The organism is Frigoribacterium sp. PhB118 (genome assembly GCF_003751725.1).
Classification (GTDB): Bacteria; Actinomycetota; Actinomycetes; order Actinomycetales; family Microbacteriaceae; genus Frigoribacterium.
Genome location: NZ_RKID01000004.1, coordinates 341,269 through 362,970, shown reverse-complemented (window position 1 = coordinate 362,970; position 21,702 = coordinate 341,269). Strand labels below are relative to the sequence as shown.

Sequence of the window (21,702 nt, the reverse complement as noted above, 5' to 3'; positions counted from 1 at the left end):
CGCGGCACCGAGCCGCTCGCGCCTCCTCGTCCCGAACCGTCCCGTCACCACCGGAAGGCCCCACCATGTCCCGCATCCTCATCGCCGGCGAGAGCTGGATCACCGCGACGACCCACACCAAGGGCGTCGACGAGTTCACCGCCCACTCGTACACCGAGGGCGTCGCGCAGCTGCGCACGGCCCTGCAGGCCGGCGGCCACGAGGTCGTCCACCTGCCCGCCCACCTCGTCGCCACCGACTTCCCCGAGACGCAGGAGGCGCTGGACGCCTACGACGTCGTGGTGCTGTCCGACATCGGCGTCAACTCGCTGCAGCTCGCGCCCGCCGTCTTCGAGAAGAGCATCCCGGGTCGGGACCGCGTCCGCGAGCTCGCCCGCTGGGTCGAGGCCGGAGGCGCGCTGCTGATGATCGGCGGCTACCTGTCGTTCTCGGGCTGGCAGGGTCGTGCGGGCTACGCCCGCACCGAGATCGCCGACGTGCTGCCGGTCGAGATGCTGATCGGGGACGACCGCGTCGAGCGCCCGGCCGGCGTCGTCGCCACCGTGCTCGACGCCGAGCACCCCGCCCTCGGCGGCGCGGGCACGGAGTGGCCGCTGCTGCTCGGCTACAACCGCACCGTCGTGAAGCCGGGCGCGGTCGAGCTCGCCCGCCTCGACGGCGACCCGCTCGTCGTCGTCGGCGAGGCCGGCGCGGGGCGCACGGCGGTCTTCACGAGCGACTGCTCGCCGCACTGGGCGCCGCCGGCGTTCTGCGAGGAGTGGGACGGCTACGCCCGGGTGTTCAACGGCATCGTGTCGTGGCTGACCGGCCGCTGACGATGGCGGGCACGACCCGGCCCGAGGGCGTCGGCACGGGCCGGCCCGAGGGCGTCGGCACGGGCCGGGCGGCGGCGATGGTCGCCCGCTGCTCGGCCGAGCTCGACGCCTCGGCGTCGGTCCCGCTGCTGGCCCGGATGGCCGACGGCACGCTCGACGACCCCGCCTTCGGTCGCTACCTCGCGATCGAGCAGGCGTTCGTCCGGACGGCGGCCCGACTCGCGGGCTACTGCCTCTGGCAGCAGCCCGAGTGGTCCCGCGCCGAGCGCCACGCCGAGGCCGTCGCCGACCTCGTCGGTCCGCAGAGCCGGTACTTCGAGCGGTTGCTCTCGACGCGACCGGTCGACGACGCGACCTCGACCGACCTGCTGCGCCGCGCCTCCGTCCTCGAGGGGGCGGTGACGGCGGCACTCGCCGAGGGCGGCTACGCCGGAGTCGTCACCAGCCTCGCCGCGGCCGAGACGCTCTACCTGCGGTGGTGCACGCGGGCGGCCGAGCGTGCCGTGCCCCGACCGGACGACGTGCAACGGTGGATCGAGCTGCACGTCACCGACGGCTTCCGCGCCCAGGTGGCCTTCTTGCACCAGCTGGTCGACGAGCTGCCCGCCGACGTGACCGACGCCCGGCTGGACGCCTGGTTCGTCGGCATGCTGCGCGCCGAGGACGCGTTCCACGCGAGCGCCCTCGTCGAGGTGGCCGCGTGACCGGCCCGGCCGTCGACCCGGTCGGCCCGGTCGGCCCGGTCGACCCGGTCGGCCCGGTCGGCCCGGTCGCGATCGACCTGCGCGCCGTCGAGGCCCGCCTCGCCGCGGCCGGCATCGCCTCCGAACGGGTGGCCGTCGGACCCGACGCCGTCGTGGTCGTCTCGTCCTACGGAGGCCGCGTCTACGGCCCCTTCTTCGCCGAGGGCGAGGCCGAGAACTGGCTGCCCGATGCGTTCGCCGACGACGACGCGTTCGGCGCGTTGGTCGACTCGGGCGACTGGAACGTCGGCGGCGACCGGGTCTGGATCGGGCCCGAGATCGCCTACATGATCCGCGACCGCAGCGACTACTGGGGCAGCTACGAGATGCCGCCGTCGCTCGACCCCGGCCGCCACGACCTCGGCCGCACGGGCGACCGCGTGACGCTGTCGCGGGTCGCCGAGCTCGAGGCGTTCACGGAGCCGACCGGGCTCGTGCGGGCCGACCTCACGCTCGTCGTGCGGCCGGCGGCCCACCCGCTGCGACACCTGCGCGGGGCGTCGGCCGGGGGCCCCGGCGGCGCACCGCTCGTCGACGCCGTCGAGTACGGCGGCTACGTGACGGAGGTGCGGCTCGGCATCACCTCGGACGGCGCGCACGAGGCCGAGTCGTGGATGCTCGACCAGGTGCGGGCGGGCGGCACGGCGTTCGTCGCGGCCGTGCCCGACACCCAGGTGACCGACTACTACGAGCCGGTCGGCGAGCTGCTCGCCGAGGTGCCCGGCGGCGTCGCCGTGTCACTGACCGGTGCCGACCGCTTCAAGATCGGCTTCGCGGCACCGCACGTCACCGGACGCGTCGGGTACGTGCGCGCGGTCGGCGACCCGGCCGACGACCGTGCCGTGCTCTTCGTGCGTGGCAGCCACAGCGACCCGTCGGCCGAGTACTCGGAGGAGCCCGACCCGTCCCCGGGGGTCCGGGGCGACTCGCTGCACCTGTACGACGACGACGGCGGGCTCGGCGGGTTCGCCGAGATCGAGGCCCGGGGCACGCCCGTCCTCGGGCCGCGACCCGAGGCGGTCACCGACCGGTTCGCCAGCTGGTGGTTCCGGGGGAGGACGGACGACGTCGCCCGCGTGGCCCAGCACCTGCTCGGGGTGCCCGCCACGACGGTGGCGCAGGCCGCCCGGGGGGCCGCGCCGCGCCTCCTCGGTCCGTCGGCCGCGTCGTCGACCGCCACCACGACACCGTCACCGACCCCGACCCCAGAGCCGTTACCGAGAGGCACGACATGACCCACGACACCGACCCGGCCGCGGCGCAGCGCGCGGAACGCGCCTACGACGACCTCGTCGCCCTGGTCCAGCACGGCCCCCGGTTCCACGGCACCGCCGGGATCGCGGCCGCGGCCGACTGGCTCGAGCAGCGATTGACCGCGGTCGGGTGGCCGGTCGCCCGGCAGCCCGTGACGCTGCCCGGCTGGCAGCCGGGCAGCGTGCACCGGGTCGCGGTGCAGCAGCCGATCGCCCGTGAGCTGCCCGCCTGGCCGATGCTCTGGAGCGGATCGACCGGCGGTGCGCGCCGGGGCACGGTCGAGGCCGTCGGCCCGCAGGGGCTCTGGGGCGACTCGATGGTCTGGCAGAAGTTCGTCGTGCGGGCGGACGGCGGCGACGTCGTGGCCTACCTGCACGCGCGGGACGACGGACCCGCCGCACCGCAGCCGCTGCCCTCCGGGTCGGACCACGACGTGGCCCACCTCGCGATCGGCCGCGTCGACGGTCTGCAGCTGACCGAGTGGATCGCCGACGGCAAGCCCGTCGAGGTCGAGATCGAGGCCGACGGCGGCCCGGTCGACGCCGCGACCAGCGACAACCTGGTCGTCGACGTGCCCGGCACGGGCGACGGGTCGGTGCTGCTCTGCGCGCACTACGACACGTTCTTCAACACGGTCGGCGCCTACGACAACGGCAGTGGCACGATCGCCCTGCTGCAGCTGGCCGAGCGGTGGGCGGCGGCCCCGCCGGTCGCGTCGGTCCGCCTCGTCTTCTTCACCGCCGAGGAATGGCACCTGGGCGGGTCCCGGCACTTCGTCGACAGCGCCTCGTCCGACGAACTCGACGCCATCGACTACGTGCTCAACGTCGATGGGCTCGGGCGCGGATCTTTCGTGGAGGCGTTCGGCGCCCCCGAGGCGTTCTCGACGGCGTTCCGCGGGGCGCTGCTGGAGCACGCCGCGGCCACCCGGCCCGACCTCGAGCTGGTCACCCGGTTCCCGCCGACGACCGGCACCGACGACGCGTCGTTCTACCGGGCGGGCGTGCCCAGCGCGTTCCTGACCTTCAACGACCTGCACCGCCTGCACCAGCCCGACGACGAACCGAACCGCGGCATCGCGGCGAACGTCGCGTGGACCGTGCCGCTCGTCGAGCACCTCGTGGCGACCCTGGCGCGACCGACGCGGGCCGCGCCTCCCGGGGTGTTGTAGACCAGGCGGCACGGCACGTCGTGGCGTCGCGGCGTGCCCGGGTGCCGGGCGCCGGGCTCAGGCCACCGGCTCGGCGAAGACGATCCGGTTCTGGTCGTAGTGGCCCGAGCCGCGGTCGAAGACGCCGCCGCAGGTGATCAGCCGCAGCTGGTCGGTCGGCTGCGCCCCGAAGACCCGGGCGGTCGGGAACTCCGCCTTCGGCGCGTCGACGACCTCGGTGACGGCGTAGCCGACGACGTCCCCGTCGACCGTGGTCACGTCGACCCGGTCGCCGACGACGAGTTCGTCGAGGCGGGCGAAGACCGCGGGGCCCGACGCCGAGTCGACGTGGGCGGCGATCACGGTCGGCCCGCGCCCGCCGGGTCGGCCCCCGCCGGTGAACCACCCGACGTCGTCCGCGTCCACGGGTACCTCCATGGCGCCGTCGTCGGCGATGCCGAGATCGATCAGCGGGGCGTCCAGCCCGATGGCCGGCACCGAGACGGCCGCCGGAGCGACGCCCTCGCCGACCACCTCGCCGCTGCCGTCGACCCCGCCGCCGTCGACCCCGCCCACCGCAGGAGGTGCGGTGCCCGTCGCCGACGGAGCCGCGGTCGTCGAGGGGCTCGCCCCCGCCCCCGGGGCCGGCGTCACCGTCGGTGCGACCACCCCGGGTGACGCGCACCCGGCGAGGGCCAGCACGACGCCGACGGCGACCACCGGGCGGAGGGAGCGGAGCACGTCAGGCCCGGGCCGCGCGCTGACGACGGGTCAGGACGTACGCACCCGCACCGAGCAGGGCGAGGGCCCCGGCGCCACCGGCCGCGAGGCCGAGACCGCCGGCCGACGCGCTCTCGGCGGCCGCGCCTCCGAGTCCCGTGTCGACGCCACCGACGGGCACCTGCGTCAGCTGGCCGCGGACGACGCCGGCCGCGAACGTGGCCGTGTGCGAGTCGCCCGTGAAGCCGGCCGGGTTCGCCTCGAGCTGCTTCAGGCTGAAGCCGGTGCCCGTGTCGGCCCCGGCGGCGCTCATGACGCCGGTCGTGAAGGGCCCCTGCAGGCAGCCGCTGCTCGTGCGCGTGCCGTCACCGCGGTCGACCGGGTTCGGGAACGAGATGCGCGGCGGGCCGGCCTGGCCCTTCGCGGCCTCGTGGATGTGCGTCGCGGTCTTCGCCGGGCTCTGGTACTCGCCCGTGACGCCGCGCAGGGTGATGTCGTAGCAGATCACCTCGGTGTCGCTGTTGACGCGGAAGTCGAACGTGCCCGTGGCACCGGCCTCGCCCGGTGTGGCGACCCCGTCGTTGTTGATCACCTGGTCGGGCGTCGCCATGACCGTGTAGGCGCTGGTGAAGGTCGCGGGCTCGGGCACCTCGGTCTCGGCGAACGCGGGCGTCACGCCGAACAGGGTGACGGCGGTGGCGGCGGCGCCACCGATCGTCAGGGTGCGGATGGCGGTCTTCTTGGTCGTGCGCGTCATCTTCGGCATGCTCCGGGTCCTCTCGACGGGGCGGCGCCCGGGCGGGTGCCGCTCGACAGGGCCTACGTCGTCGGGCCTCGATGCGTTCACCAGGTGCCGAGAAAGTTTTCTCGACGGTGCGGTGAACGCCGGAGGCGCAGCGGACGTAGACCCCGTCGGCATCCGCGAACGGCGTGGATAGGCTGGAGGGCAGACGGATGATCGCCGTCATGGGTCGCGCGGGGCCCGTCCCGGGCCGCGTCGCAGATCGGAGCCCGATGAGCGAGGGGTCGTCCGGTCTCGACGTCCGGGCCGCGTTCGTCGAACACGGCTCGTCGCTGCTCGGTTTCGCCGTCAACGCCCTCCGCGACCGGGCGCTCGCCGAGGACTGCGTGCAAGAGACCTTCGTGCGTGCCTGGCGCGCCCGCGACTCGTTCGACGCCGACCGCGGCAGCGTCCGCACCTGGCTGTTCGCGATCGAACGCCGCGTCGTGCTCGACGTGTACCGGGCACGCACGCGCACGCCGTCGGTCGTGCCGCTCGAGCACGCCCCCGACCCCGTGGCGACCGTCGCCGACCCGCTCGAGCGCCTGGGCATGGCCGAGGGGCTCGCCCGCCTGAGCGACGACCACCGGGCGGCCGTGGTGGCCGTCCACCTCGAGGGCCTGAGCTACCGCGAGGTCTCCGAGCGCACGGGCGTGCCCGTCGCGACCCTCCGCACCCGCGTGTTCCACGCGCTGCGTGCCCTCCGCACCCACCTCGACGACCAGGAGACGACCGATGACTGACCGCACGCCAGGGGTGGGGGCCGATGACGGTACCGGTGCCGGGGACGGCGGGGGCGCCGACGGTGTCGGGGGCTCCGACGCCCGCCGCGACGAGTTGACGGCCGCGGCGCTCGCGGACGACCTCTCGCCGAGCGAACGCGTCGAGTTCGACGCGTTGCGGGCCGCCGACCCGTCGATCGACGCCGAGTTGGCGTCGCTGGGCGTCGTCGTCGGAGGGCTCTCGGACTTGGGTCGCTGGGACGAGGTCGCCCCGAGCGACGGACTCCGCGAGCGCGTCCACGCCGTCGCCCGGGCCGGAGACGACCCGGCCGCCGGGCGGGCGACCGATGACGGCATCGCCTCGGACGTCGGCACCGCCTCGGGCGTCGGTACCGCTTCCGACGTCGGCACCGCCTCCGATGCCGGCGCCCTGTCAGGCGCCGGCACGACGGGGGACGACCCGACGCTCCCGCGAATCGGTCCGCACGTCGCCACCGCCCGCTCGGGCCGGGGCCGTCGCCCGCTGCTGATCGCCGTCGCCGCCGCCGCATGCCTGGCGATCGGGGCCGGGGGCGGAGTCCTGCTCGCGATGCCTCGCGACACGGTGGTGGCCGGCCCGGCCGGGACCCTCGGCGCCGTCGAGCACGTGGACTTCGTCGGTCAGCCCGCCGGGGTCGACCTCGACGGGGACCTCGTCGCCCACACCTGGGGCACCGAGACCGTCCTCAGCATCGACGGCCTGCCGACGGGCTCGGCGTTCACGGTCGTGGTGGTCGGGGGCGACGGGCGTGAGTACGAGTCCGGTGCGTTCCTCGGGTCGGACGTGCGCGTCGACTGTCGGTTGAACGCCGCCGTGCTGCGGCCCGACGTCGCGTCCGTCGAGATCCGTGCCGCGGACGGCCACGACATCGCCGTCGCGTCGGTGCCCCCGGTCGCGAGTTGAGCCGAGTCCTGGGCTCGGGCACGGGTGGCCGAGAGGTCCGACGTGCCGCTCCACCCTGGACCTGAGCCACACGTCGTGACGTCTCGGCAGGGTCAGACGACGGTCAAGGAGGCGCGGGTCGCCTCGATCGTCGCGAGCAACGACCTCGAGTCGGCCAGCGAGTGCAGAGGCGAGTCGCGCAGCCCGGCATCGACGTAGGACGCCAGGGCCGTCGCCTGGTAGGCCAGGCCCTGGCGGCCGGTCGGGACGGTCGGGTCGCTCCAGACGGCCGAACCACGGCCCGTGGTCAGCTCGAACGTCGCCGGGAAGACCAGGTTCTGCAGGGTGCGGATCGAGCCGGTCGTGCCCGAGATCGTGCCGAGCCCGGGCGAGGTCGTGAGCAGGCTGGTCGCCGCGGTGGCCAGCACCCCGTCGGCCGTGCGGGTGACGACGGCCGCGTCGAGGTCGACGCCGTCGGCCCGGGTCGAGCCGGTGGCGTGCCACTCGACGGGGTGACCGGTGGCGAACTGGGTGAACCAGAAGGCGTAGACGCCGATGTCGAGCAGGGCGCCGCCGCCGAGGGCCGGGTCGGTCATGCGTCCGCCGGCTGAGAGGTCGTTCGCCCAGGCGACGTCGGCGGTCGCGAGTCGCACGTCTCCGATCGCCCCCTCGGCGAGCAGTTCGGCGATGACGGTGGTGTGCGGCAGGTAGCGCGTCCAGAGCGCCTCCATCGCGAGGACCCCCACGGCGCTCGCCGCAGCCACGATCTCGTCGGCTTCGGCGGTGCTGGTCGCCATCGGCTTCTCGATCAGGACGTGCTTCCCGCCACGGATCGCGGTCAGGGCGTCGGGCAGGTGCCGGGTGTGGGGCGTGGCCACGTAGACGACGTCGACGTCGGGGGAGGCGACCAGCGCCTCCGCGTCCCCGTAGGCGGTGTCGACGCCGTGGGCGCGGGCGAACGCCTCGGCCCGGTCGAGGCTGCGCGAGGCCACGGCGACCACGCGCTGGTCGGTGTGCGCGTGCAGGGCGTCGGTAAAGTCGCCGGCGATCTCGCCCGGGCCGATCACGCCCCAGCGGAGGACCGGCCCGCCCCGCAACGGGACGGCCGTCGAAGCGGGGAAGCTCGGGGTGCTCGGGGTGCTCGGGGTCTGCGGGGACATGCGTTCTCCTCGGGGTCACGTCGTCGTGGGTGCATCCATCTTCGCGGGTGCGGGTGCGGGTGTGGGTGCGGGCGGCTGCCAGTGTGCGTGTGCGTGTGCGGCTGCGCGTGTCCGACGGTCGCCCCTCGCCCTCACTCGTGTTCGGCGAACCGCCCGATGCCGATCACGTCGAGCAAGCGCAGCTTGGCGTCGTCGTCGGACCCGGGCGTCGCCGTCAGCACGAGGAGCGTCTGCGACTGGTCCTCGGTGAAGAGGGCCTGGCAGTCCACCTCGATGCGGCCGAGCTCGGGATGCAACAGCGTCTTGCGGTCGTCGAAACGTTGGTGGACCGCGTGACGGCTCCAGATCGTCGCGAACTCGTCGCTCGAGGCGAGCAGCGCCTCCACCAGTTCGCGCGGTCGCCCGCGGCCGCCCGCCAGGCTGAGCGCCGCCCGCAGCCCGGACGCCTGCAGCTCGAGCTGGTGCGCGTGGTCCTCGACCGGGTAGGAGGCGCGCTCCGCCGGGTCGGTGAACCACCGGTGGAACGCGCTGCGGTCGAGACCCTCGTGCCTCATCTGGTCGCCGAGCAGGGCGACCGCGAGCCGGTTCTGCGCGAGCGTCTCGGCCAGGTCGCTGAGGACGAGCGCGGGGGTGTCGTCCAGACGGTCGAGCACCCGCAGCAGGGCGGGACTGACGTGGTCGCCGCCGCGTGTGCGGCGCGGCGGGTGGTGACCGGTCAGGCGGTAGAGATGATCGCGCTCGTCGAGGCTCAGCCGCAGCGCCCGGGTGAGCGCGACCAGCATCTGCTCGGACGGTTGGGGGCCGCGCTGCTGCTCGAGCCGCGCGTAGTAGTCGGTCGACATGCCGACGAGCCCCGCCACCTCTTCACGACGCAGTCCCGCGGTTCGCCGACGCACGCCCTCGGGCAGCCCGACGTCGGACGGCCGCAGCGCCTCGCGGCGGTGGCGGAGGAAGTCGGCGAGTTCGGCGCGGTCCATCGCCCCATGCTGTCAGCCCCGTGGCTCGCCGACCAGGGAGTGGCGATCCCTGGACGAGCGCTCTCTGCCGCCGCGCGCCTCCCCGGGTCAGAGTGGGGTCGTCGCCCCGACCACCCTCGGCGCGGCGACGACCACCGGCCGCGCCGAGCGCGGCACACCCGAAGGAGCAACCGTGAAGATCAGCGGCAACACCGTGTTCATCCCCGGAGCCACGTCCGGCATCGGCCTGGGCCTCGCCCTGCGCCTGCAGGCCGCCGGCAACACCGTCGTCGTGGCGGGCCGACGCCGGGCCCTGCTCGACCAGATCGTCCGCGACCACCCGGGCCTCGAGGCCGTCGAGCTCGACACCACCGACCCGCAGGCCGTCGTCGACGTCTCGGCCGAGGTGCAACGCCGCTGGCCCGAGACCAACGTCGTGGTCGCGATGGCCGGCATCATGCAGACCGAGGACGTCACGACAGGTGAGTTCCTCCCGACCGCCGAGGCGATCGTCACGACGAACCTGCTCGGGCCGATCCGCCTGATCGCCGCGTGGACGTCGTTCCTGCAGTCACGGCCGGCGGCATCGATCGTGACCGTGTCGTCCGGGCTCGCGAGCGTGCCGCTGCCGATCACGCCGACCTACAACGCGACCAAGGCGGCGATCCACTCGTTCAGCGAGGGCATCCGCGTGCAGCTCGCCGGCACGAGCGTCCAGGTCGTCGAACTCGTGCCGCCGGCCGTGCAGACCACCCTGCTCGGCCAGCAGGACGACCCGTCGGCCATGCCGCTCGACGAGTACCTCGACGAGACCATGGCGCTGCTCGAGGCCCAGCCCGACGCCCACGAGATCCTGGTCGAGCGGGTCAAGTTCCTGCGCAACGCCGAGGCCGAGGGGCGCTACGACGAGGTGCTGGCGCGGCTCAGCGGTCACTGAGGCGGGCTGGGGGCCGCACCCTAGGCTGGGTGGATGAGCACATGGGATGACTGGGGTCCGGCGGTGGTGGCGATCGTCGTGGCGGTCGTGTACCTCGTGATCGTCGTCAGCATCGTGCGTGCCGTCCGACGGCGTGCCGACACGACGCAGCTCGAGCGCACGGTCTGGACGGTCGCCGCCGTCCTCTTCCCGCTCGGTGCCGGTGCGGTCTGGCTGCTGCTCGGGCCGCACCCGCTCGGGCTGCGCATCGACCACGAGCACGACTGAGCCGGACCCGGCCGGGTGTCGGTGGCCGCACCTAGCCTGCGGGGGTGACCAACCCGACGCCCCGACCCGACGACACCTGCCGAGGAGGCACGGGGCGGCTCGGCGACGACTCCTGCGGTCGTCCGGTCGATCCGTCGTCCCCCGTGCCGCTCTGCGATCGGCACCTCGCGCTCGCCGCCGACTGGGCCGCCTCGCTCGAGGGGTCGGGCGAGGGAGTCACCGACCTGCTGCCGTCGCCGTGCCTCGCGTGCGGGTCGCGGCTCGGCGTGCACTGGCCGTCGGGGTGGCTCTGCGCCGTCTGCGAGTGGCGTCAGGGCGACGTGTCCGACGGCGAGCTCGGGGTCGTGCGGGTCGACGTCGTCTACTACATCCGCTTCGAGGACCGCATCAAGATCGGCACCTCGTCGAATCCCCGACAGCGGCTGAGGACGCTCTGGCACGACGAACTCCTGGCCTTCGAGCGCGGCGACCGCCTGGTCGAACGGCGACGGCACGGCCAGTTCGCGGCGTCCCGGTTCGGTCGCACCGAATGGTTCGCCCGGAGTGCCGAGCTCGACGCCCACGTGGCGGCGCTCGCCGAGGGCATCGACGATCCGTGGCAGCGCTACGCCCGCTGGCGCAGCGAGGCGCTGGCCCTGCGCGGCTGAGCCCGACTGGCCTGGCTAGCCTGGCTGGCCCGGGGGTCGCGTGACACCACGTTCTGAACGTCGCACCGTGTTTCGTGCAGCGCACCGCGACGAGATCGAGTGCCGTGCACGAAACGCGGTGCCGTGTCGTGGTCCCGCCCGCCCGCCCGGCCCTGCCGCCCGGGGGCGCGCCGTACTCAGCGGCGCAGGTAGGCGTCGACGAGCAGCGGGCCGCGGATGGCACGCAGCTCGTCGAGCAGCAGGGGCACCGTCTGCCGCGTCAGCCCCGAGAGTTGCAGGTCGTGGGGGCCGAGCCGGGGCAGCTTTCCGGTCCGGAGCCGTACGACCTCCCAGCCGGCGGCCCGCAGCGCGGCGTCCTTGCGGCGGTCGGCGGTCTCGCGGTGCCCGACGTGCTCGAGCCCGTGCCGCCCGGTCGAGTCGTACTCGATCGCGACCCGCAGCTCGCTCAGCACGATGTCGGGCCACACCTCGACGTGGTCGAAGAACGGACGCCCGACCCGCACCGCGTTCAGACCGGGCTCGAACTCGAGCCGGGCCGTCAGTCCGGCTCGCAGCTCGGCCTCGACCGCCGACGCCGGCTTCGGGGCACACGCGCTGACGAAAGGCGTACCGGTCGGCAGGGCCGGCGTCTTGTCGCACACCGGCCGGGAGGCGCGGGTCGGCCGAGGGGCGCGGGCCGGCGGGGAGGAGCGCTCGGTGCGGGAGCCACTGATGGCCGGGGAGGCGAGCTCGGTGCGGGAGGCGCCGGTGGGCGGGGAGGCATGCTCGGTGCGGGAGGCGCCGGTGGACGGGGAGGCACGCTCGGTGCGGACCTCGCTGACCAGCGGCGAGGTGGGGGAGGCGCGGGAGGGCTCGGGACTGCGGCTCGCCTCCGCGCGCGGCGTCGTCGACGGCAGACCCGTGCTCGAGCCGCGGCGACGCCGGGGCGGGGGTGACGGGGCCGCCGGCACCGCGCCTCCTGCGGTCTGGGCCGCCCAGGCCTGGCCGGACGCCGTCCCGGCATCGCTCGGTGCCGGCCGGGCCTGGCCCGGCGCACTCGCGCCCTGCGTCGGCATGCCCTCGGCCTGTGCGCGGACCACCGCCGCCGGTGCCATCGGCGGTCTCATCGGCAGAGCACGCGGAGCGGCGAGTTCGCTGCACTCGGGGCACCACGACGACCGCCGTCGCTCGCGCCCGGGCCGGTGCCGCTGTTCGTCGGGGGTGGCGACGAAGACGTGGCCCGCGTCGCAGAGCCAGCACAGCCACACGTCGGCCGCGGGCGGGATCTGGCTGAGCACGATGCCGCCGTTGTGTTCGGGCCGGTACTGCCGCACGAGCACCGGGTACGACGCCCACGCCTCGCGGTAGCTGCCCACGGGGTAGGGCACGGCGAGGCCGCGCGACGACCGGCGTCGCGCCCACCAGGCGGCGATCGGCTCGGGCACGCGCACACGCTACGACGGGCCACCGACACTCGGCCCGCAGCCCCGCAGCCCCGCAGCCCCGCAGCCCCGCAGCTCCGCAGCCCCGCAGCCCGCCGACACCCCGCCGACGCCGCACCGGCACCCCGACGGGCCACCGGCACCCGGGCCGAGTCCGTCGGACACCCGTAGCATCGACCGGATGCCCGACACCGCCCCTCCCGACGTGCCCGCCGACGCCCCCGCCGACACCCCCGCCGACGTCCACGCCCGCGGTTTCGTCCGCGTCCGCGGCGCTCGCGAGAACAACCTGCGTGCGGTCGACGTCGACGTCCCGCGCGACAGCATCGTCGCGTTCACGGGAGTCTCGGGCTCGGGCAAGTCGTCGCTGGCCTTCGGCACGATCTTCGCCGAGGCGCAGCGCCGCTTCTTCGAGTCCGTCGCCCCCTACGCGCGGCGGCTGATCGCCCAGGGCGGCGCCCCGCACGTCGACGAGATCACCGGCCTGCCCCCGGCCGTCGCCCTGCAGCAGCGCCGCGGCGCCCCGAGCTCGCGGTCGACCGTCGGCACCCTGACCACCCTGTCGAACTCGATGCGGATGCTCTACTCGCGGGCCGGCAGCTACCCCGCGGGGGCCGACCGGCTCGAGTCCGACTCGTTCTCGCCGAACACGGTCGCGGGGGCCTGCCCGCGCTGCCACGGGCTCGGCGTCGCGCACGAGGTGACCGAGGCGTCCGCCGTCCACGACCCCGACCTGAGCATCCGCGACGGCGCGATCACCGCCTGGCCGGGAGCCTGGCAGGGCAAGAACCTCCGCGACGTCACGAGCGTGCTCGGCTACGACATCGACCGCCCCTGGCGTGACCTGCCGCAGGCCGATCGCGACTGGCTGCTCTACACCGAGGAGCAGCCCGTGGTCGAGGTGACCCCCCAGCGCGACCGCGTCGCCAAGCCGTACAAGGGCCGCTTCTGGAGCGCCCGCGCCTTCGTCCTGCACACCCTCGCCGACTCGCAGAGCGAGACCCAGCGGGCCAAGGTCCTGCAGTACGTCGAGAGCGGTCCCTGCTCGCTCTGCGGTGGCAGCGGCCTGACCCGGGCGGCGCTCGCCGTGACCTTCGCCGGCCGGACGATCGCCGAGCTCAACGCCCTGCCGATCGCCGAGCTGGGCGACGTCCTGCGGCCGACGGCGACCCTGACGAGTGCGTCGGCGGCGGTGTCGAACGCGTCGTCGGGCGAGGTCACCGAGGTCGCCGTCCGCATCGCCTCCGACCTGCTGGCCCGGACGACCGTGCTCGCCGACCTCGGGCTGGGCTACCTCAGCCTCGGCCGTGCGACGCCGACCCTGTCGCCGGGCGAGATGCAGCGTCTCCGCATCGCGACCCAGCTGCGCTCGGGCCTGTTCGGCGTCGTCTACGTGCTCGACGAGCCGAGCGCCGGCCTGCACCCCGCCGACGCCGAGTCCCTCGTCGAGGTGCTCGAGCGGCTGCGGGCGAGCGGCAACTCGGTGTTCGTCGTCGAGCACGACATGAGCATCGTGCGTCGCGCCGACTGGGTCGTCGACGTCGGCCCGGGGGCGGGCAGTCAAGGAGGCGCGGTGCTCTACAGCGGGCCCGTCGCGGGGCTCGCCGGGGTCGCCGACTCCGTCACGAGGCGGTTCCTCGACCCCTCCGCCGACGGTCGCGCCCAGGGCGGGTCGCCCGTCCGCCGCGAACCGACCGCCACCCTCGAACTGCGTGGCGTCACCCGGCACAACCTCGACGGCGTCGACGTCGACCTGCCGCTGGGCGTGCTGACCGCGGTCACGGGGGTGTCGGGCTCGGGTAAGTCGACGCTGGTCGGCGGCGTGCTGGCCGAGACGGCGACGAGCCACGAGCGGGTCGACCGCGTCGTGCAGGTCGACCAGAAGCCGATCGGCCGGACTCCGCGGTCGAACCTCGCGACGTACACGGGCCTGTTCGACGCGGTGCGTCAGGCCTTCGCCGCGACCGACGAGGCACGGGCCCGGGGCTACGGCGCCGGACGCTTCTCGTTCAACGTCGCCGGGGGCCGCTGCGAGGTCTGCCAGGGCGAGGGATTCGTCTCGGTCGAGCTGCTCTTCCTGCCCGGCAGCTACTCGCCGTGCCCCGAGTGCCACGGAGCCCGCTACAACGCCGAGACGCTCGAGGTCACCTGGCACGGCGCGACCGTGGCGGACGTGCTCGCGATGACGGTCGACGAGGCGGCGACGTTCCTCGCCGAGGTGACCAGCGCCTCCCGGGCCCTCGAGACGTTGCGGCAGGTCGGGCTCGGCTACCTGCGACTCGGTCAGCCGGCCACCGAACTCTCGGGTGGCGAGGCGCAGCGCATCAAGCTCGCGACCGAACTGCAGCGGGCACGCTCGGGCCACACGCTCTACCTGCTCGACGAGCCCACGACGGGCCTGCACCCCGCCGACGTCGAGCTGCTCGTCACCCAGTTGCAGCTGCTCGTCGACGCGGGCAACACGGTCGTCGTGGTGGAGCACCACATGGGCGTCGTGGCGGCGTCCGACCACGTCGTCGACCTGGGCCCCGGCGGAGGGGACGCGGGCGGGCGCGTGCTCGCCGTCGGGACTCCCGAACAGGTGGCCGGAGCCACCGGTAGTCGCACCGCGCCGTACCTCGCGGCGGCGCTGCCCGCCTGAGCCGCCGGGGGCCGCTGACCCGAGGAGGCGCGGTCCAGCCGACCCGCGCCTCCTCGGTTCCGTCGTCGGTCGGGCTACGGCGAGACCATGCCGCCGTTGACGTTGAGCGTCTCGCCCGAGACGAAGCTCGACTCGGCCGAGGCGAGGAACACGTAGGCCGGGGCCTGCTCGGCGGGCTGGCCGGCGCGACCGAGCGGGGCCTCGCTCGAGCCGAACTCGGGCAGCGACTTGGGGTCGACGCCGTCGGTCACCTGCAGCACGGTCCAGGTCGGGCCGGGCGCGACGACGTTGACGCGGATGCCCTTCGTGATGAGCTGCTGCGCCATGCCCTTCGACAGGTTGTTGACCGCACCCTTGGTGGCGGCGTAGTCGAGGCGGTCGGGCGCGGGCGTGTGGGCCTCGGCCGAGGCGGTGTTGATGATCGTCGAGCCGGGGGCGAGGTGCGGCACGGCGGCCTTGACGATCCAGAACGGGGCGTAGACGTTGGTGCGGAAGGTCAGGTCGAACTGCTCGTCGGTGATGTCGGCGATGTCCTCGTGCCAGACCTGCTTGCCGGCGACGTTGACGACGGCGTCGAGGCCGCCGAGTCCGTCGACCGCCTTCTGCACCAGTTCGCGACAGAAGGAGGCGCTGGTCAGGTCCCCGGGGAGGGCCACGGCCTTCTGCCCCGCGGCCTCGACGAGCGCGATGACGTGGTCGGCGTCGGACTGTTCGCTCGGCAGGTAGTTCAGGGCGACGTCGGCACCCTCGCGGGCGTAGGCGATCGCGACGGCGGCGCCGATGCCCGAGTCGGCACCCGTGATGAGGGCCTTGCGCCCCTGCAGGCGTCCCGTGCCGCGGTAGGTCTCCTCGCCGAGGTCGGGGACGGGCGTCATCTGCGACTGCAGGCCGGGCTCGTCCTGGTGCTGCACCTCAGGGCTGATCGTGGGGTAGAGCGTGCGCGGGTCGGAGAAGGTGTACTGGTCGCGGGTCATGCGGGGTCCTCTCTGGTTCTGGGGTGCCCTGGACGCTACGCCGGACCGCCTCCGCCGACGCGGCGCGTTCGGGGTACGGGCCCGGACGCAGCGGACGAGTGGCCGCGGATCGTGCCCGCCATCGTGGCGGAGGACGATCGGCGACCACTCGTCCGGATCGTCGGCGGGGTGCGGGGGGCCCGTCGGCGGAGTACGGGGGACGCGTCAGCGGGTGACGGCGAACGCCGGGGGAGGGGCGTCCACGATCGTCGCCGCGCCGCACGCGATCGCGCGGCTGATCCGCTCGACCAGCTGGTCGGGGACGGGGCGGCCCCAGCCGAAGGCGACGGTGTCCTTGGCGCGTCGGTGAGGGGAGACGTCACCTTCGAGGGCTTCGTCGAACCGGGGCACGGGGTAGATGCCGAGGTGGCGCGTCCATGCCGCGAAGTAGAGCGTCTGCCCGTCCTCGAAGCGGATGGCCGGCATGCCGTACCGCAGGCTCTCGACGCCGCCGGTGCAGCCGGCGTGGATGGCCCGCCTCACCCGCTCGAGCGCTTCGCGTCTCTCGGGCGGGAACCCTGCGATGTACTGATCGACCACGGTGTCGCTCATGACGAGTCCTCTCGTTCGCTGGGCACCAGTGTGCGACGGAACGAGCGCGGGCGCCAGCCCCCGGGTCGAGCGCTCGTGTGCGGCGTCGAGGTCGGCGTCGGATCACATCGCTTCTTTCACGCCCGACCTGATGAGGAACCAGTTGACGGGATAGGAGGTCGCGAACCCGGCGAGCATGGCGATCTGCATGACGAACCAGAATTCCGGGCTGACGACGTCCGCGCGCCCGCCGAAGAGTGAGGGCAGGACGAGGAACTGGGCCAGCGCCATGACCCCGTACATTCCGACCTGCCACGCCGAGATCGACAGGGCGTCGGCCTTGAGGGCGGCCACGATGCCGGCTCGGAGGCCGAGGCCGCGCATCGGGGCGATGGGGAAGTACTGGAACACGATCCCGAGAGCGAAGGCGAGGACGAAGTCGATGATCCAGCCGGCGAAGATCTCGTCGTCGTACAGGGTGCCCCGGCCGACGACGACGCCGATGACGGGGAAGGCGACGAGGGCGAACTCTGCGACGAGGTCGCCGATCGCGCAACCCGCGCCGCAATGGCTGGTACCCGTGGCGACGGAGACCGCCATCGAACTCCCGCGCTCGTCCTGGCTCAGTCCTCGCAGGGCGGCGCGCGCGGTCCGACGGTAGAACAGCAGCCACGCGAGCCCGCCGAACAGCATCGTCACGGGCCACACCACGTTCATCACGGCCATCGGCTGTGGGCGGCGGGCCACGTCGGCCGCGACACCGACCGCGCAGACGACACCGATGGCGATGAAGGTCCACGAGAGGAACGTGAACCCGACGGGGAACGCGTCGACGGTCAGGACAGGTGAGGCGGCGACCATCCATCGACGCAACACCCTGACGATGCCGAGCGTCGACGTCGACGAGAACGTCGTGAGGCCCGCTGTTCGACGCCGATCTGCTCGGCACGTGCCTCCGGCCCGATCCCGGGGGATGAATCGGTCAGGCCGCTTCCGTTTCTGCGATCAGTCGACGGAGGGTGATCAGGGCATCGCGGATGCGGGTCTTCATCGTCCCGATGGCGACGCCGGCCTCACGGGCAGCCTCGCTGTGGCTCAGCCCGCCGAAGTACACCAGCTCGAGGGCTTGCTGCTGCAGGTCGGTCAAGGTGCGCATGGCCTTCGTCACTCGCTCGTGCTCGACCCGGGTCTCGGCCGTCTCCGCCACGTCGTCCCGTGCGTCGACGAATTCCTTGGCACCGACCGCGAGGTCGCGGTCGCGTGAGGACTGGGAGGCGCGCACCCGGTCGACGGCGCGGCGGTGCGCCATCGTGAGCAGCCACGACGATGCCTTGCCACGCGCGGGATCGAAGCGCCCGGCGGTCTGCCAGGCCTCCAGGAAGATCTCCTGCGTGACCTCCTCGGACTGCGCCGGATCGACCAGGATGCGACGGACCAGTCCGAGGACACGGGCAGCCGTCCGGTCGTAGAAGACCGCGAAGGCTTGCTGGTTGCCTTCGGCGACGAGGACGAGGAGGTCGTCGTCGGAGCGCTCGGTCCCCACGGGTGGCGCAGGTGCAAGAGACATGGCGTCCAGTCCGGGGGGCTCGGGATCGAGGTTTCGTGCCACCGACGGCACCCCTCGAACTCTATGCGCTTGAATTGAAAGCGGTGACCCCAGACCGAGGGTCACGAGTCGTGTCTGCGGTGGTCGTCAGCTGCCGGGCAGACGCGGAGGTGACGGGCGCGGTGAGCACGGCGCTCGTCACCCCCGCCGCGTCTCCTGACCCCCGGCCGTCAGTGCGCGAAGAACCCGGTTCCGAACGATGCACCCCGATTCTTCTGGGTGCGTCGTTCGAAACCGGGTTCACGGCCGCCTGACCCCGGGCCGGGCCCTGGGCGGGCAACGGAAAAACCCCGCCCCGTGCGTGAGCACGAGGCGGGGTCCACCGGGATCGCCGACCCCGTCGAGCAGGGCGGGGCCGGTGCGTCGTCACGGAGACGACCCGGGTTCCAGGCCGCACCTCGCGAGGCGGGGTGCGGCCAGACAGGTACTACTCCGTGGCGGCGGTGATCTTCGCGACGCCGACGAGCATCTCGTCCTGGACGGCATCGGTCTTGAAGGTCTGGTTCAGCAGCGACGCGGCGTCGGGGCTGATGTGCACCGTGGTGCCCTCGAGGACGGCGTTCGAGCCCTCCATCTGGATCGGCTTCAGCGTGCCACCCCAGAGGTTGAAGAGGTAGGCGTCCTCGGCGGCGACGGTGCCGTTGGCGGTCACGGTGCCGTAGAGCTTGCTCTCACCCGGGTCGATGCGGAAGTCGGTCAGTTCGACGACGGTGCCGTCGGCCGAGGTCAGCGACAGGCCGGAGCCGTCGTGGTCGATCTCGCCCTGGACGTAAGGTCGCACGTCGCTGTCGGGGCCGTAGTAGTCGACGTTGCCGCCCGTGATGGGGAAGGCGAAGGTGCCGTCGGTGAAGGTCGCGGTGCCGACGACGCCGGGGGTCAGGCCCAGGCTCGTGAGGGCGTCGACGAAGGACGCGTCCACGGCGACCTGGGTGTCGACGCCGTTGCTGAGGTCGGCGATCGACGCGGCGGGCGTCGACGCGGCGCTGGGCTCGGAGGACGACGAGCTCGACGAGGAGGACGTGTCGGTCGAGGTGCCGGAGTCCATCGAGCACGCGGCGAGGGAGAAGAGCAGGGCGCCCGAGGCGACGAGGCCGAGGGTGGTCTTGGTGATGTTCTTGCGAGTGAAAGCGTTCATGGTGAAGCTCCTTGTCAGTTGGTCCCGGTGGGGATGTACAGGGTTCGCCACCGGGCCCGAAAAGGATTGGAACGCATCAACTTCGTTACCCCGCCGTGACCTCCACCGCCGCGTTCGGCAGATCCGACGTGTCCTAGTCTCGGTCCGTGCTCTCGACCGTGCTCGCCCTGGTGCCGTGGCTCGCCTTCTCGGTCCTGGTCGGCGTCGTCGTCGTCGGTCCGGTCGCCGGACTGTGGCTCGTGGGACGCCGACGGACGACCGGCGTTCTCCTCGGCCTGGCAGTGCTCGCGGTCCTGGCGCTCACGCTGTACCCGGATGGCGCGCCCTACCCGGGCATCACGTGCAACCCGGGCCTGCCGTACCTCTCGCCCACTGCGGTGGAGTCGACCGCGAACGTCCTCTTGTTCGTCCCGGTCTCGTTCTTCGCGGGGGTGCTCTGGCGACGACCGGTGGTGGCAGTTCTCGGTGCCGTCGCACTGTCGGGTGCCATCGAGCTGCTCCAGGCGCTGGTGGTGGTGATCGGTCGGGCCTGCGACACGAGTGACTGGATCACCAACACCGTCGGTGCCGTCGTGGGGGGCGTGCTCGCGGCGAGTGCCCTCACCTGGCATCGACGCCGCACGCCCGGTGCGCGAGGCCGCCTCGGCGGCTAGTCGGTGGGGACCACGTCCCAGTGCTCGCGGATGAGGCCGCCGTCGACGCGGAACAGGTCGGCCGCGAGCAGCGGGTCCCCGGGCTTCGCGCCGACCGCCTGCGAGAAGGTCCAGACGATGTCGCCGTCCGAGAGCGAGATGACGGACTGCTGCGCCGGGAACTGCGCACCGCTCCCGAACAGCTGCTTCAGCGCTGCCGTCCCGTTCGGAGCCACCGGGTTGTGCTGCAGGTACGCGGGGTCGAACGCGCGGTCGAGGATCGACGGGTCGTGGTCCCGGAACAGCGTGTCGTACGCCGACACCGCGAGGACGCGATTGCGTTCTTCCTGACGTTCCGACGGCGCGGCGGTCGGACGCGCCGGCCGGTAGAGGTCGCTGAACATCGAGTTCGTGTTCCCGCTGGCCGGTGTGCCGGTCCGAACGGGCTGCTCGAGCGACCAGTGCTCGACGATCCGGCCGTGCTCGAGGCGGAACAGGTCGACGGCGGCGTCACCGCGTCGTTCGTCGCCGGGGTCCGGCGTGATCTGCCAGTGCACCGCGACGAGGTCGCCGTCGGCTGCGACGTGTTTGATCACGGCGTGGGCACCGGGAACGCGGATGCGGTCCGCCGCGAACTGGGCGAGGAGTCCCTCCGGCCCCGCGGCGGTCCCTGCTCCGTGCGCGACCGCGGTCGGGGAGACGAGCCGGGCCGCGAGCTCGCGGGAGGACGTGCCGTCCGGGTCGGCGAAGGTCTGGGTGAGGAGCGTCCGCACGGCGCAGGCGTTGCGGTGTTCGGTGGTGGTGTCCCGCCGGTCCGCGGCAGCCGTCACGGTCGACTTCGGTGGGGTCCCGGGAGCAGCGGCCGCCGGCGTGGCGACGCCGAGTCCGGTGAGGAGGGCGACTCCGGCGAGGACGGCCGTGCCGCGGGCGAGGCGGCGGGAGGAGCTGCGCGTGGTCAGGTCGTTCGTCATGTGTTCTCCTGCTCGTGTGGTCGGCGGGTGATCGCAGCATCGCAGGAAGCCCCGTCGTCGGCAGGTACGCACTTTCTCGTAAGCCACTCACGTGGAGGTCGGAATCGTGGAACCGCCTGCGCCGACCGCGCAGGATCGTGGCGCACTCGTTCGCGTCCCTGCGGCGTGTCCGACGCGAGTCGTGCTCACGCCCGTCGCGAGTCGGCGGGGCGTGCTCCTGGCGTGCGGGCCGCCGGCACGCGCCGGCGCTGTCGTCCACGACCATCACGCCGTCTCTGCCGGCGCTCGCTCACGGGTCAGAAGGGCAGGGGCGTCAGCAGCCAGAGAAGCAGCAGACACCCGCTGACCGCCAGCCCGAGAAGGCCGAGCGCCATCCCGGCCGTGACGAAGCGCGGTCGGTCGTCAGGAGCCGACTCGACGTCGTCGCGGGCGAAGGCGACGGCGGCGACTCCGAAGAACACGGACACGACCGCCCAGAGATCCAGCAGGATGCTCGCCCAGGGCACGAGTGGGGTGCCGATCAGCGAGGGGGCGTTGCCCGCGACCAGCAGGACCGGGCCGGACAGGCTCAGCCAGCCCAGGGCCCAGGCCCAGGACCGCGGCTCCGACGTCCTTCCCGGTGATGTCACGACGATCCCTCTCTCCCTCGACGACGACCCGTCCGCCTCCTCGTGACCC

Annotated in this window: 23 protein-coding genes; 11 read left to right on the top strand and 12 right to left on the bottom strand. The window is 73.4% G+C overall.

The annotated features are described in order from the left end of the window. Positions 1 to 65 precede the first annotated feature (65 nt). The 4 genes from EDF21_RS13385 to EDF21_RS13370 are packed head-to-tail and all read left to right on the top strand — an operon-like array spanning position 66 to position 3,983. Positions 66 to 815: a glutamine amidotransferase gene (locus tag EDF21_RS13385; RefSeq protein WP_043593262.1), complete on the top strand. Its 750-nt coding sequence runs from the start codon at positions 66 to 68 to the stop codon at positions 813 to 815. Then, a complete protein-coding gene (locus EDF21_RS13380) occupies positions 797 to 1,519 on the top strand; it encodes a TenA family protein (protein WP_123571670.1) in 723 nt (240 codons plus the stop codon). The genes EDF21_RS13385 and EDF21_RS13380 overlap by 19 nt, the downstream gene beginning before the upstream one ends. After that, positions 1,516 to 2,793, top strand: coding sequence for a hypothetical protein (locus tag EDF21_RS13375; RefSeq protein WP_123571669.1), 1,278 nt, complete (start codon positions 1,516 to 1,518; stop codon positions 2,791 to 2,793). Before EDF21_RS13380 ends, EDF21_RS13375 begins: the two co-directional genes overlap by 4 nt. Further along, positions 2,790 to 3,983, top strand: coding sequence for a M28 family metallopeptidase (locus EDF21_RS13370; RefSeq protein WP_123571668.1), 1,194 nt, complete (start codon positions 2,790 to 2,792; stop codon positions 3,981 to 3,983). Before EDF21_RS13375 ends, EDF21_RS13370 begins: the two co-directional genes overlap by 4 nt. Before the next feature lie 57 nt (positions 3,984 to 4,040). Here EDF21_RS13370 and EDF21_RS13365 read toward each other — a convergent pair whose 3' ends face one another. Then, entirely contained in the window at positions 4,041 to 4,703 is a 663-nt protein-coding gene (locus tag EDF21_RS13365) for a class F sortase (RefSeq protein ID WP_056042989.1), read from the bottom strand. 1 nt (position 4,704) lies between these two features. Next, the gene (locus EDF21_RS13360) at positions 4,705 to 5,448 is read right to left on the bottom strand and encodes a CHRD domain-containing protein (protein WP_233568501.1); all 744 of its coding nucleotides are present in this window, start codon (positions 5,446 to 5,448) and stop codon (positions 4,705 to 4,707) included. A 188-nt stretch (positions 5,449 to 5,636) separates the two neighbouring features. Here EDF21_RS13360 and EDF21_RS13355 point away from each other — a divergent pair, with 188 nt between their 5' ends. Both EDF21_RS13355 and EDF21_RS13350 read left to right on the top strand, forming a co-directional pair. Continuing rightward, on the top strand, positions 5,637 to 6,206 hold the full coding sequence (locus EDF21_RS13355) for an RNA polymerase sigma factor (RefSeq protein ID WP_052505210.1): 570 nt from the start codon (positions 5,637 to 5,639) through the stop codon (positions 6,204 to 6,206). Next, positions 6,199 to 7,128 carry a hypothetical protein gene (locus EDF21_RS13350; protein WP_148053710.1) on the top strand — a complete coding sequence of 310 codons (930 nt, stop codon included), beginning with the start codon at positions 6,199 to 6,201 and terminating at the stop codon, positions 7,126 to 7,128. The genes EDF21_RS13355 and EDF21_RS13350 overlap by 8 nt, the downstream gene beginning before the upstream one ends. A gap of 92 nt (positions 7,129 to 7,220) precedes the next feature. Here EDF21_RS13350 and EDF21_RS13345 read toward each other — a convergent pair whose 3' ends face one another. Both EDF21_RS13345 and EDF21_RS13340 read right to left on the bottom strand, forming a co-directional pair. Continuing rightward, on the bottom strand, positions 7,221 to 8,267 hold the full coding sequence (locus EDF21_RS13345) for a Gfo/Idh/MocA family protein (RefSeq protein WP_123571666.1): 1,047 nt from the start codon (positions 8,265 to 8,267) through the stop codon (positions 7,221 to 7,223). Positions 8,268 to 8,398: 131 nt separating this feature from the next. Further along, positions 8,399 to 9,244, bottom strand: coding sequence for a helix-turn-helix transcriptional regulator (locus EDF21_RS13340; protein ID WP_056042983.1), 846 nt, complete (start codon positions 9,242 to 9,244; stop codon positions 8,399 to 8,401). 172 nt (positions 9,245 to 9,416) lie between these two features. On the opposite strand from EDF21_RS13340, the gene EDF21_RS13335 reads away from it, so the two are divergent. From EDF21_RS13335 to EDF21_RS13325, 3 genes are read left to right on the top strand one after another with little or no spacing between them, the layout of a single operon-like run. Next, positions 9,417 to 10,160: an SDR family oxidoreductase gene (locus EDF21_RS13335; protein WP_056042980.1), complete on the top strand. Its 744-nt coding sequence runs from the start codon at positions 9,417 to 9,419 to the stop codon at positions 10,158 to 10,160. 33 nt (positions 10,161 to 10,193) lie between these two features. Beyond that, positions 10,194 to 10,427 carry a PLDc N-terminal domain-containing protein gene (locus EDF21_RS13330; protein WP_123571665.1) on the top strand — a complete coding sequence of 78 codons (234 nt, stop codon included), beginning with the start codon at positions 10,194 to 10,196 and terminating at the stop codon, positions 10,425 to 10,427. A gap of 44 nt (positions 10,428 to 10,471) precedes the next feature. Then, on the top strand, positions 10,472 to 11,074 hold the full coding sequence (locus EDF21_RS13325; protein WP_370274466.1) for a GIY-YIG nuclease family protein: 603 nt from the start codon (positions 10,472 to 10,474) through the stop codon (positions 11,072 to 11,074). A gap of 176 nt (positions 11,075 to 11,250) precedes the next feature. Here EDF21_RS13325 and EDF21_RS13320 read toward each other — a convergent pair whose 3' ends face one another. Further along, positions 11,251 to 12,498 (bottom strand): hypothetical protein, encoded by a 1,248-nt coding sequence (locus EDF21_RS13320; protein ID WP_370274465.1) that lies wholly within the window; start codon positions 12,496 to 12,498, stop codon positions 11,251 to 11,253. Positions 12,499 to 12,676: 178 nt separating this feature from the next. Here EDF21_RS13320 and EDF21_RS13315 point away from each other — a divergent pair, with 178 nt between their 5' ends. Continuing rightward, positions 12,677 to 15,136, top strand: a complete 2,460-nt coding sequence (locus tag EDF21_RS13315) for an excinuclease ABC subunit UvrA (protein WP_123571664.1) — start codon at positions 12,677 to 12,679, stop codon at positions 15,134 to 15,136. A gap of 74 nt (positions 15,137 to 15,210) precedes the next feature. Here the strand turns inward: EDF21_RS13315 and EDF21_RS13310 are convergent, their stop codons facing one another. The 5 genes from EDF21_RS13310 to EDF21_RS13290 all read right to left on the bottom strand — a co-directional run bounded on the left by EDF21_RS13310 (position 15,211) and on the right by EDF21_RS13290 (position 19,421). Then, positions 15,211 to 16,110, bottom strand: a complete 900-nt coding sequence (locus EDF21_RS13310) for an SDR family oxidoreductase (RefSeq protein WP_123571663.1) — start codon at positions 16,108 to 16,110, stop codon at positions 15,211 to 15,213. A 204-nt stretch (positions 16,111 to 16,314) separates the two neighbouring features. After that, entirely contained in the window at positions 16,315 to 16,701 is a 387-nt protein-coding gene (locus tag EDF21_RS13305; protein ID WP_056042961.1) for an iron chaperone, read from the bottom strand. A gap of 102 nt (positions 16,702 to 16,803) precedes the next feature. Then, positions 16,804 to 17,541 (bottom strand): DUF4396 domain-containing protein, encoded by a 738-nt coding sequence (locus EDF21_RS13300; protein ID WP_123571662.1) that lies wholly within the window; start codon positions 17,539 to 17,541, stop codon positions 16,804 to 16,806. A 121-nt stretch (positions 17,542 to 17,662) separates the two neighbouring features. After that, the gene (gene sigK, locus EDF21_RS13295; protein ID WP_123571661.1) at positions 17,663 to 18,247 is read right to left on the bottom strand and encodes an ECF RNA polymerase sigma factor SigK; all 585 of its coding nucleotides are present in this window, start codon (positions 18,245 to 18,247) and stop codon (positions 17,663 to 17,665) included. A 466-nt stretch (positions 18,248 to 18,713) separates the two neighbouring features. Continuing rightward, entirely contained in the window at positions 18,714 to 19,421 is a 708-nt protein-coding gene (locus EDF21_RS13290) for a hypothetical protein (RefSeq protein ID WP_123571660.1), read from the bottom strand. A 146-nt stretch (positions 19,422 to 19,567) separates the two neighbouring features. On the opposite strand from EDF21_RS13290, the gene EDF21_RS13285 reads away from it, so the two are divergent. Next, the gene (locus EDF21_RS13285; RefSeq protein WP_123571659.1) at positions 19,568 to 20,074 is read left to right on the top strand and encodes a VanZ family protein; all 507 of its coding nucleotides are present in this window, start codon (positions 19,568 to 19,570) and stop codon (positions 20,072 to 20,074) included. Here EDF21_RS13285 and EDF21_RS13280 read toward each other — a convergent pair. After that, on the bottom strand, positions 20,071 to 21,024 hold the full coding sequence (locus tag EDF21_RS13280; RefSeq protein ID WP_123571658.1) for a nuclear transport factor 2 family protein: 954 nt from the start codon (positions 21,022 to 21,024) through the stop codon (positions 20,071 to 20,073). The genes EDF21_RS13285 and EDF21_RS13280 overlap by 4 nt on opposite strands. A gap of 296 nt (positions 21,025 to 21,320) precedes the next feature. Next, a complete protein-coding gene (locus EDF21_RS16535; RefSeq protein WP_148053709.1) occupies positions 21,321 to 21,653 on the bottom strand; it encodes a hypothetical protein in 333 nt (110 codons plus the stop codon). Between the last annotated feature and the right edge of the window lie 49 nt (positions 21,654 to 21,702).

Excerpts from the sequence above, each read along its gene's own strand:
- EDF21_RS13345 (WP_123571666.1), bottom strand. The coding sequence starts at position 8,267 with ATGTCCCCGCAGACCCCGAGCACCCCGAGCACCCCGAGCTTCCCCGCT.
- EDF21_RS13305 (WP_056042961.1), bottom strand. The coding sequence starts at position 16,701 with ATGAGCGACACCGTGGTCGATCAGTACATCGCAGGGTTCCCGCCCGAG.
- EDF21_RS13350 (WP_148053710.1), top strand. The coding sequence starts at position 6,199 with ATGACTGACCGCACGCCAGGGGTGGGGGCCGATGACGGTACCGGTGCC.
- EDF21_RS13300 (WP_123571662.1), bottom strand. The coding sequence starts at position 17,541 with ATGGTCGCCGCCTCACCTGTCCTGACCGTCGACGCGTTCCCCGTCGGG.
- sigK (WP_123571661.1), bottom strand. The coding sequence starts at position 18,247 with ATGTCTCTTGCACCTGCGCCACCCGTGGGGACCGAGCGCTCCGACGAC.
- EDF21_RS13310 (WP_123571663.1), bottom strand. The coding sequence starts at position 16,110 with ATGACCCGCGACCAGTACACCTTCTCCGACCCGCGCACGCTCTACCCC.
- EDF21_RS13370 (WP_123571668.1), top strand. The coding sequence starts at position 2,790 with ATGACCCACGACACCGACCCGGCCGCGGCGCAGCGCGCGGAACGCGCC.
- EDF21_RS13385 (WP_043593262.1), top strand. The coding sequence starts at position 66 with ATGTCCCGCATCCTCATCGCCGGCGAGAGCTGGATCACCGCGACGACC.
- EDF21_RS13315 (WP_123571664.1), top strand. The coding sequence starts at position 12,677 with ATGCCCGACACCGCCCCTCCCGACGTGCCCGCCGACGCCCCCGCCGAC.
- EDF21_RS13355 (WP_052505210.1), top strand. The coding sequence starts at position 5,637 with ATGATCGCCGTCATGGGTCGCGCGGGGCCCGTCCCGGGCCGCGTCGCA.
- EDF21_RS13330 (WP_123571665.1), top strand. The coding sequence starts at position 10,194 with ATGAGCACATGGGATGACTGGGGTCCGGCGGTGGTGGCGATCGTCGTG.
- EDF21_RS13290 (WP_123571660.1), bottom strand. The coding sequence starts at position 19,421 with ATGAACGCTTTCACTCGCAAGAACATCACCAAGACCACCCTCGGCCTC.
- EDF21_RS13280 (WP_123571658.1), bottom strand. The coding sequence starts at position 21,024 with ATGACGAACGACCTGACCACGCGCAGCTCCTCCCGCCGCCTCGCCCGC.
- EDF21_RS13340 (WP_056042983.1), bottom strand. The coding sequence starts at position 9,244 with ATGGACCGCGCCGAACTCGCCGACTTCCTCCGCCACCGCCGCGAGGCG.
- EDF21_RS13360 (WP_233568501.1), bottom strand. The coding sequence starts at position 5,448 with ATGCCGAAGATGACGCGCACGACCAAGAAGACCGCCATCCGCACCCTG.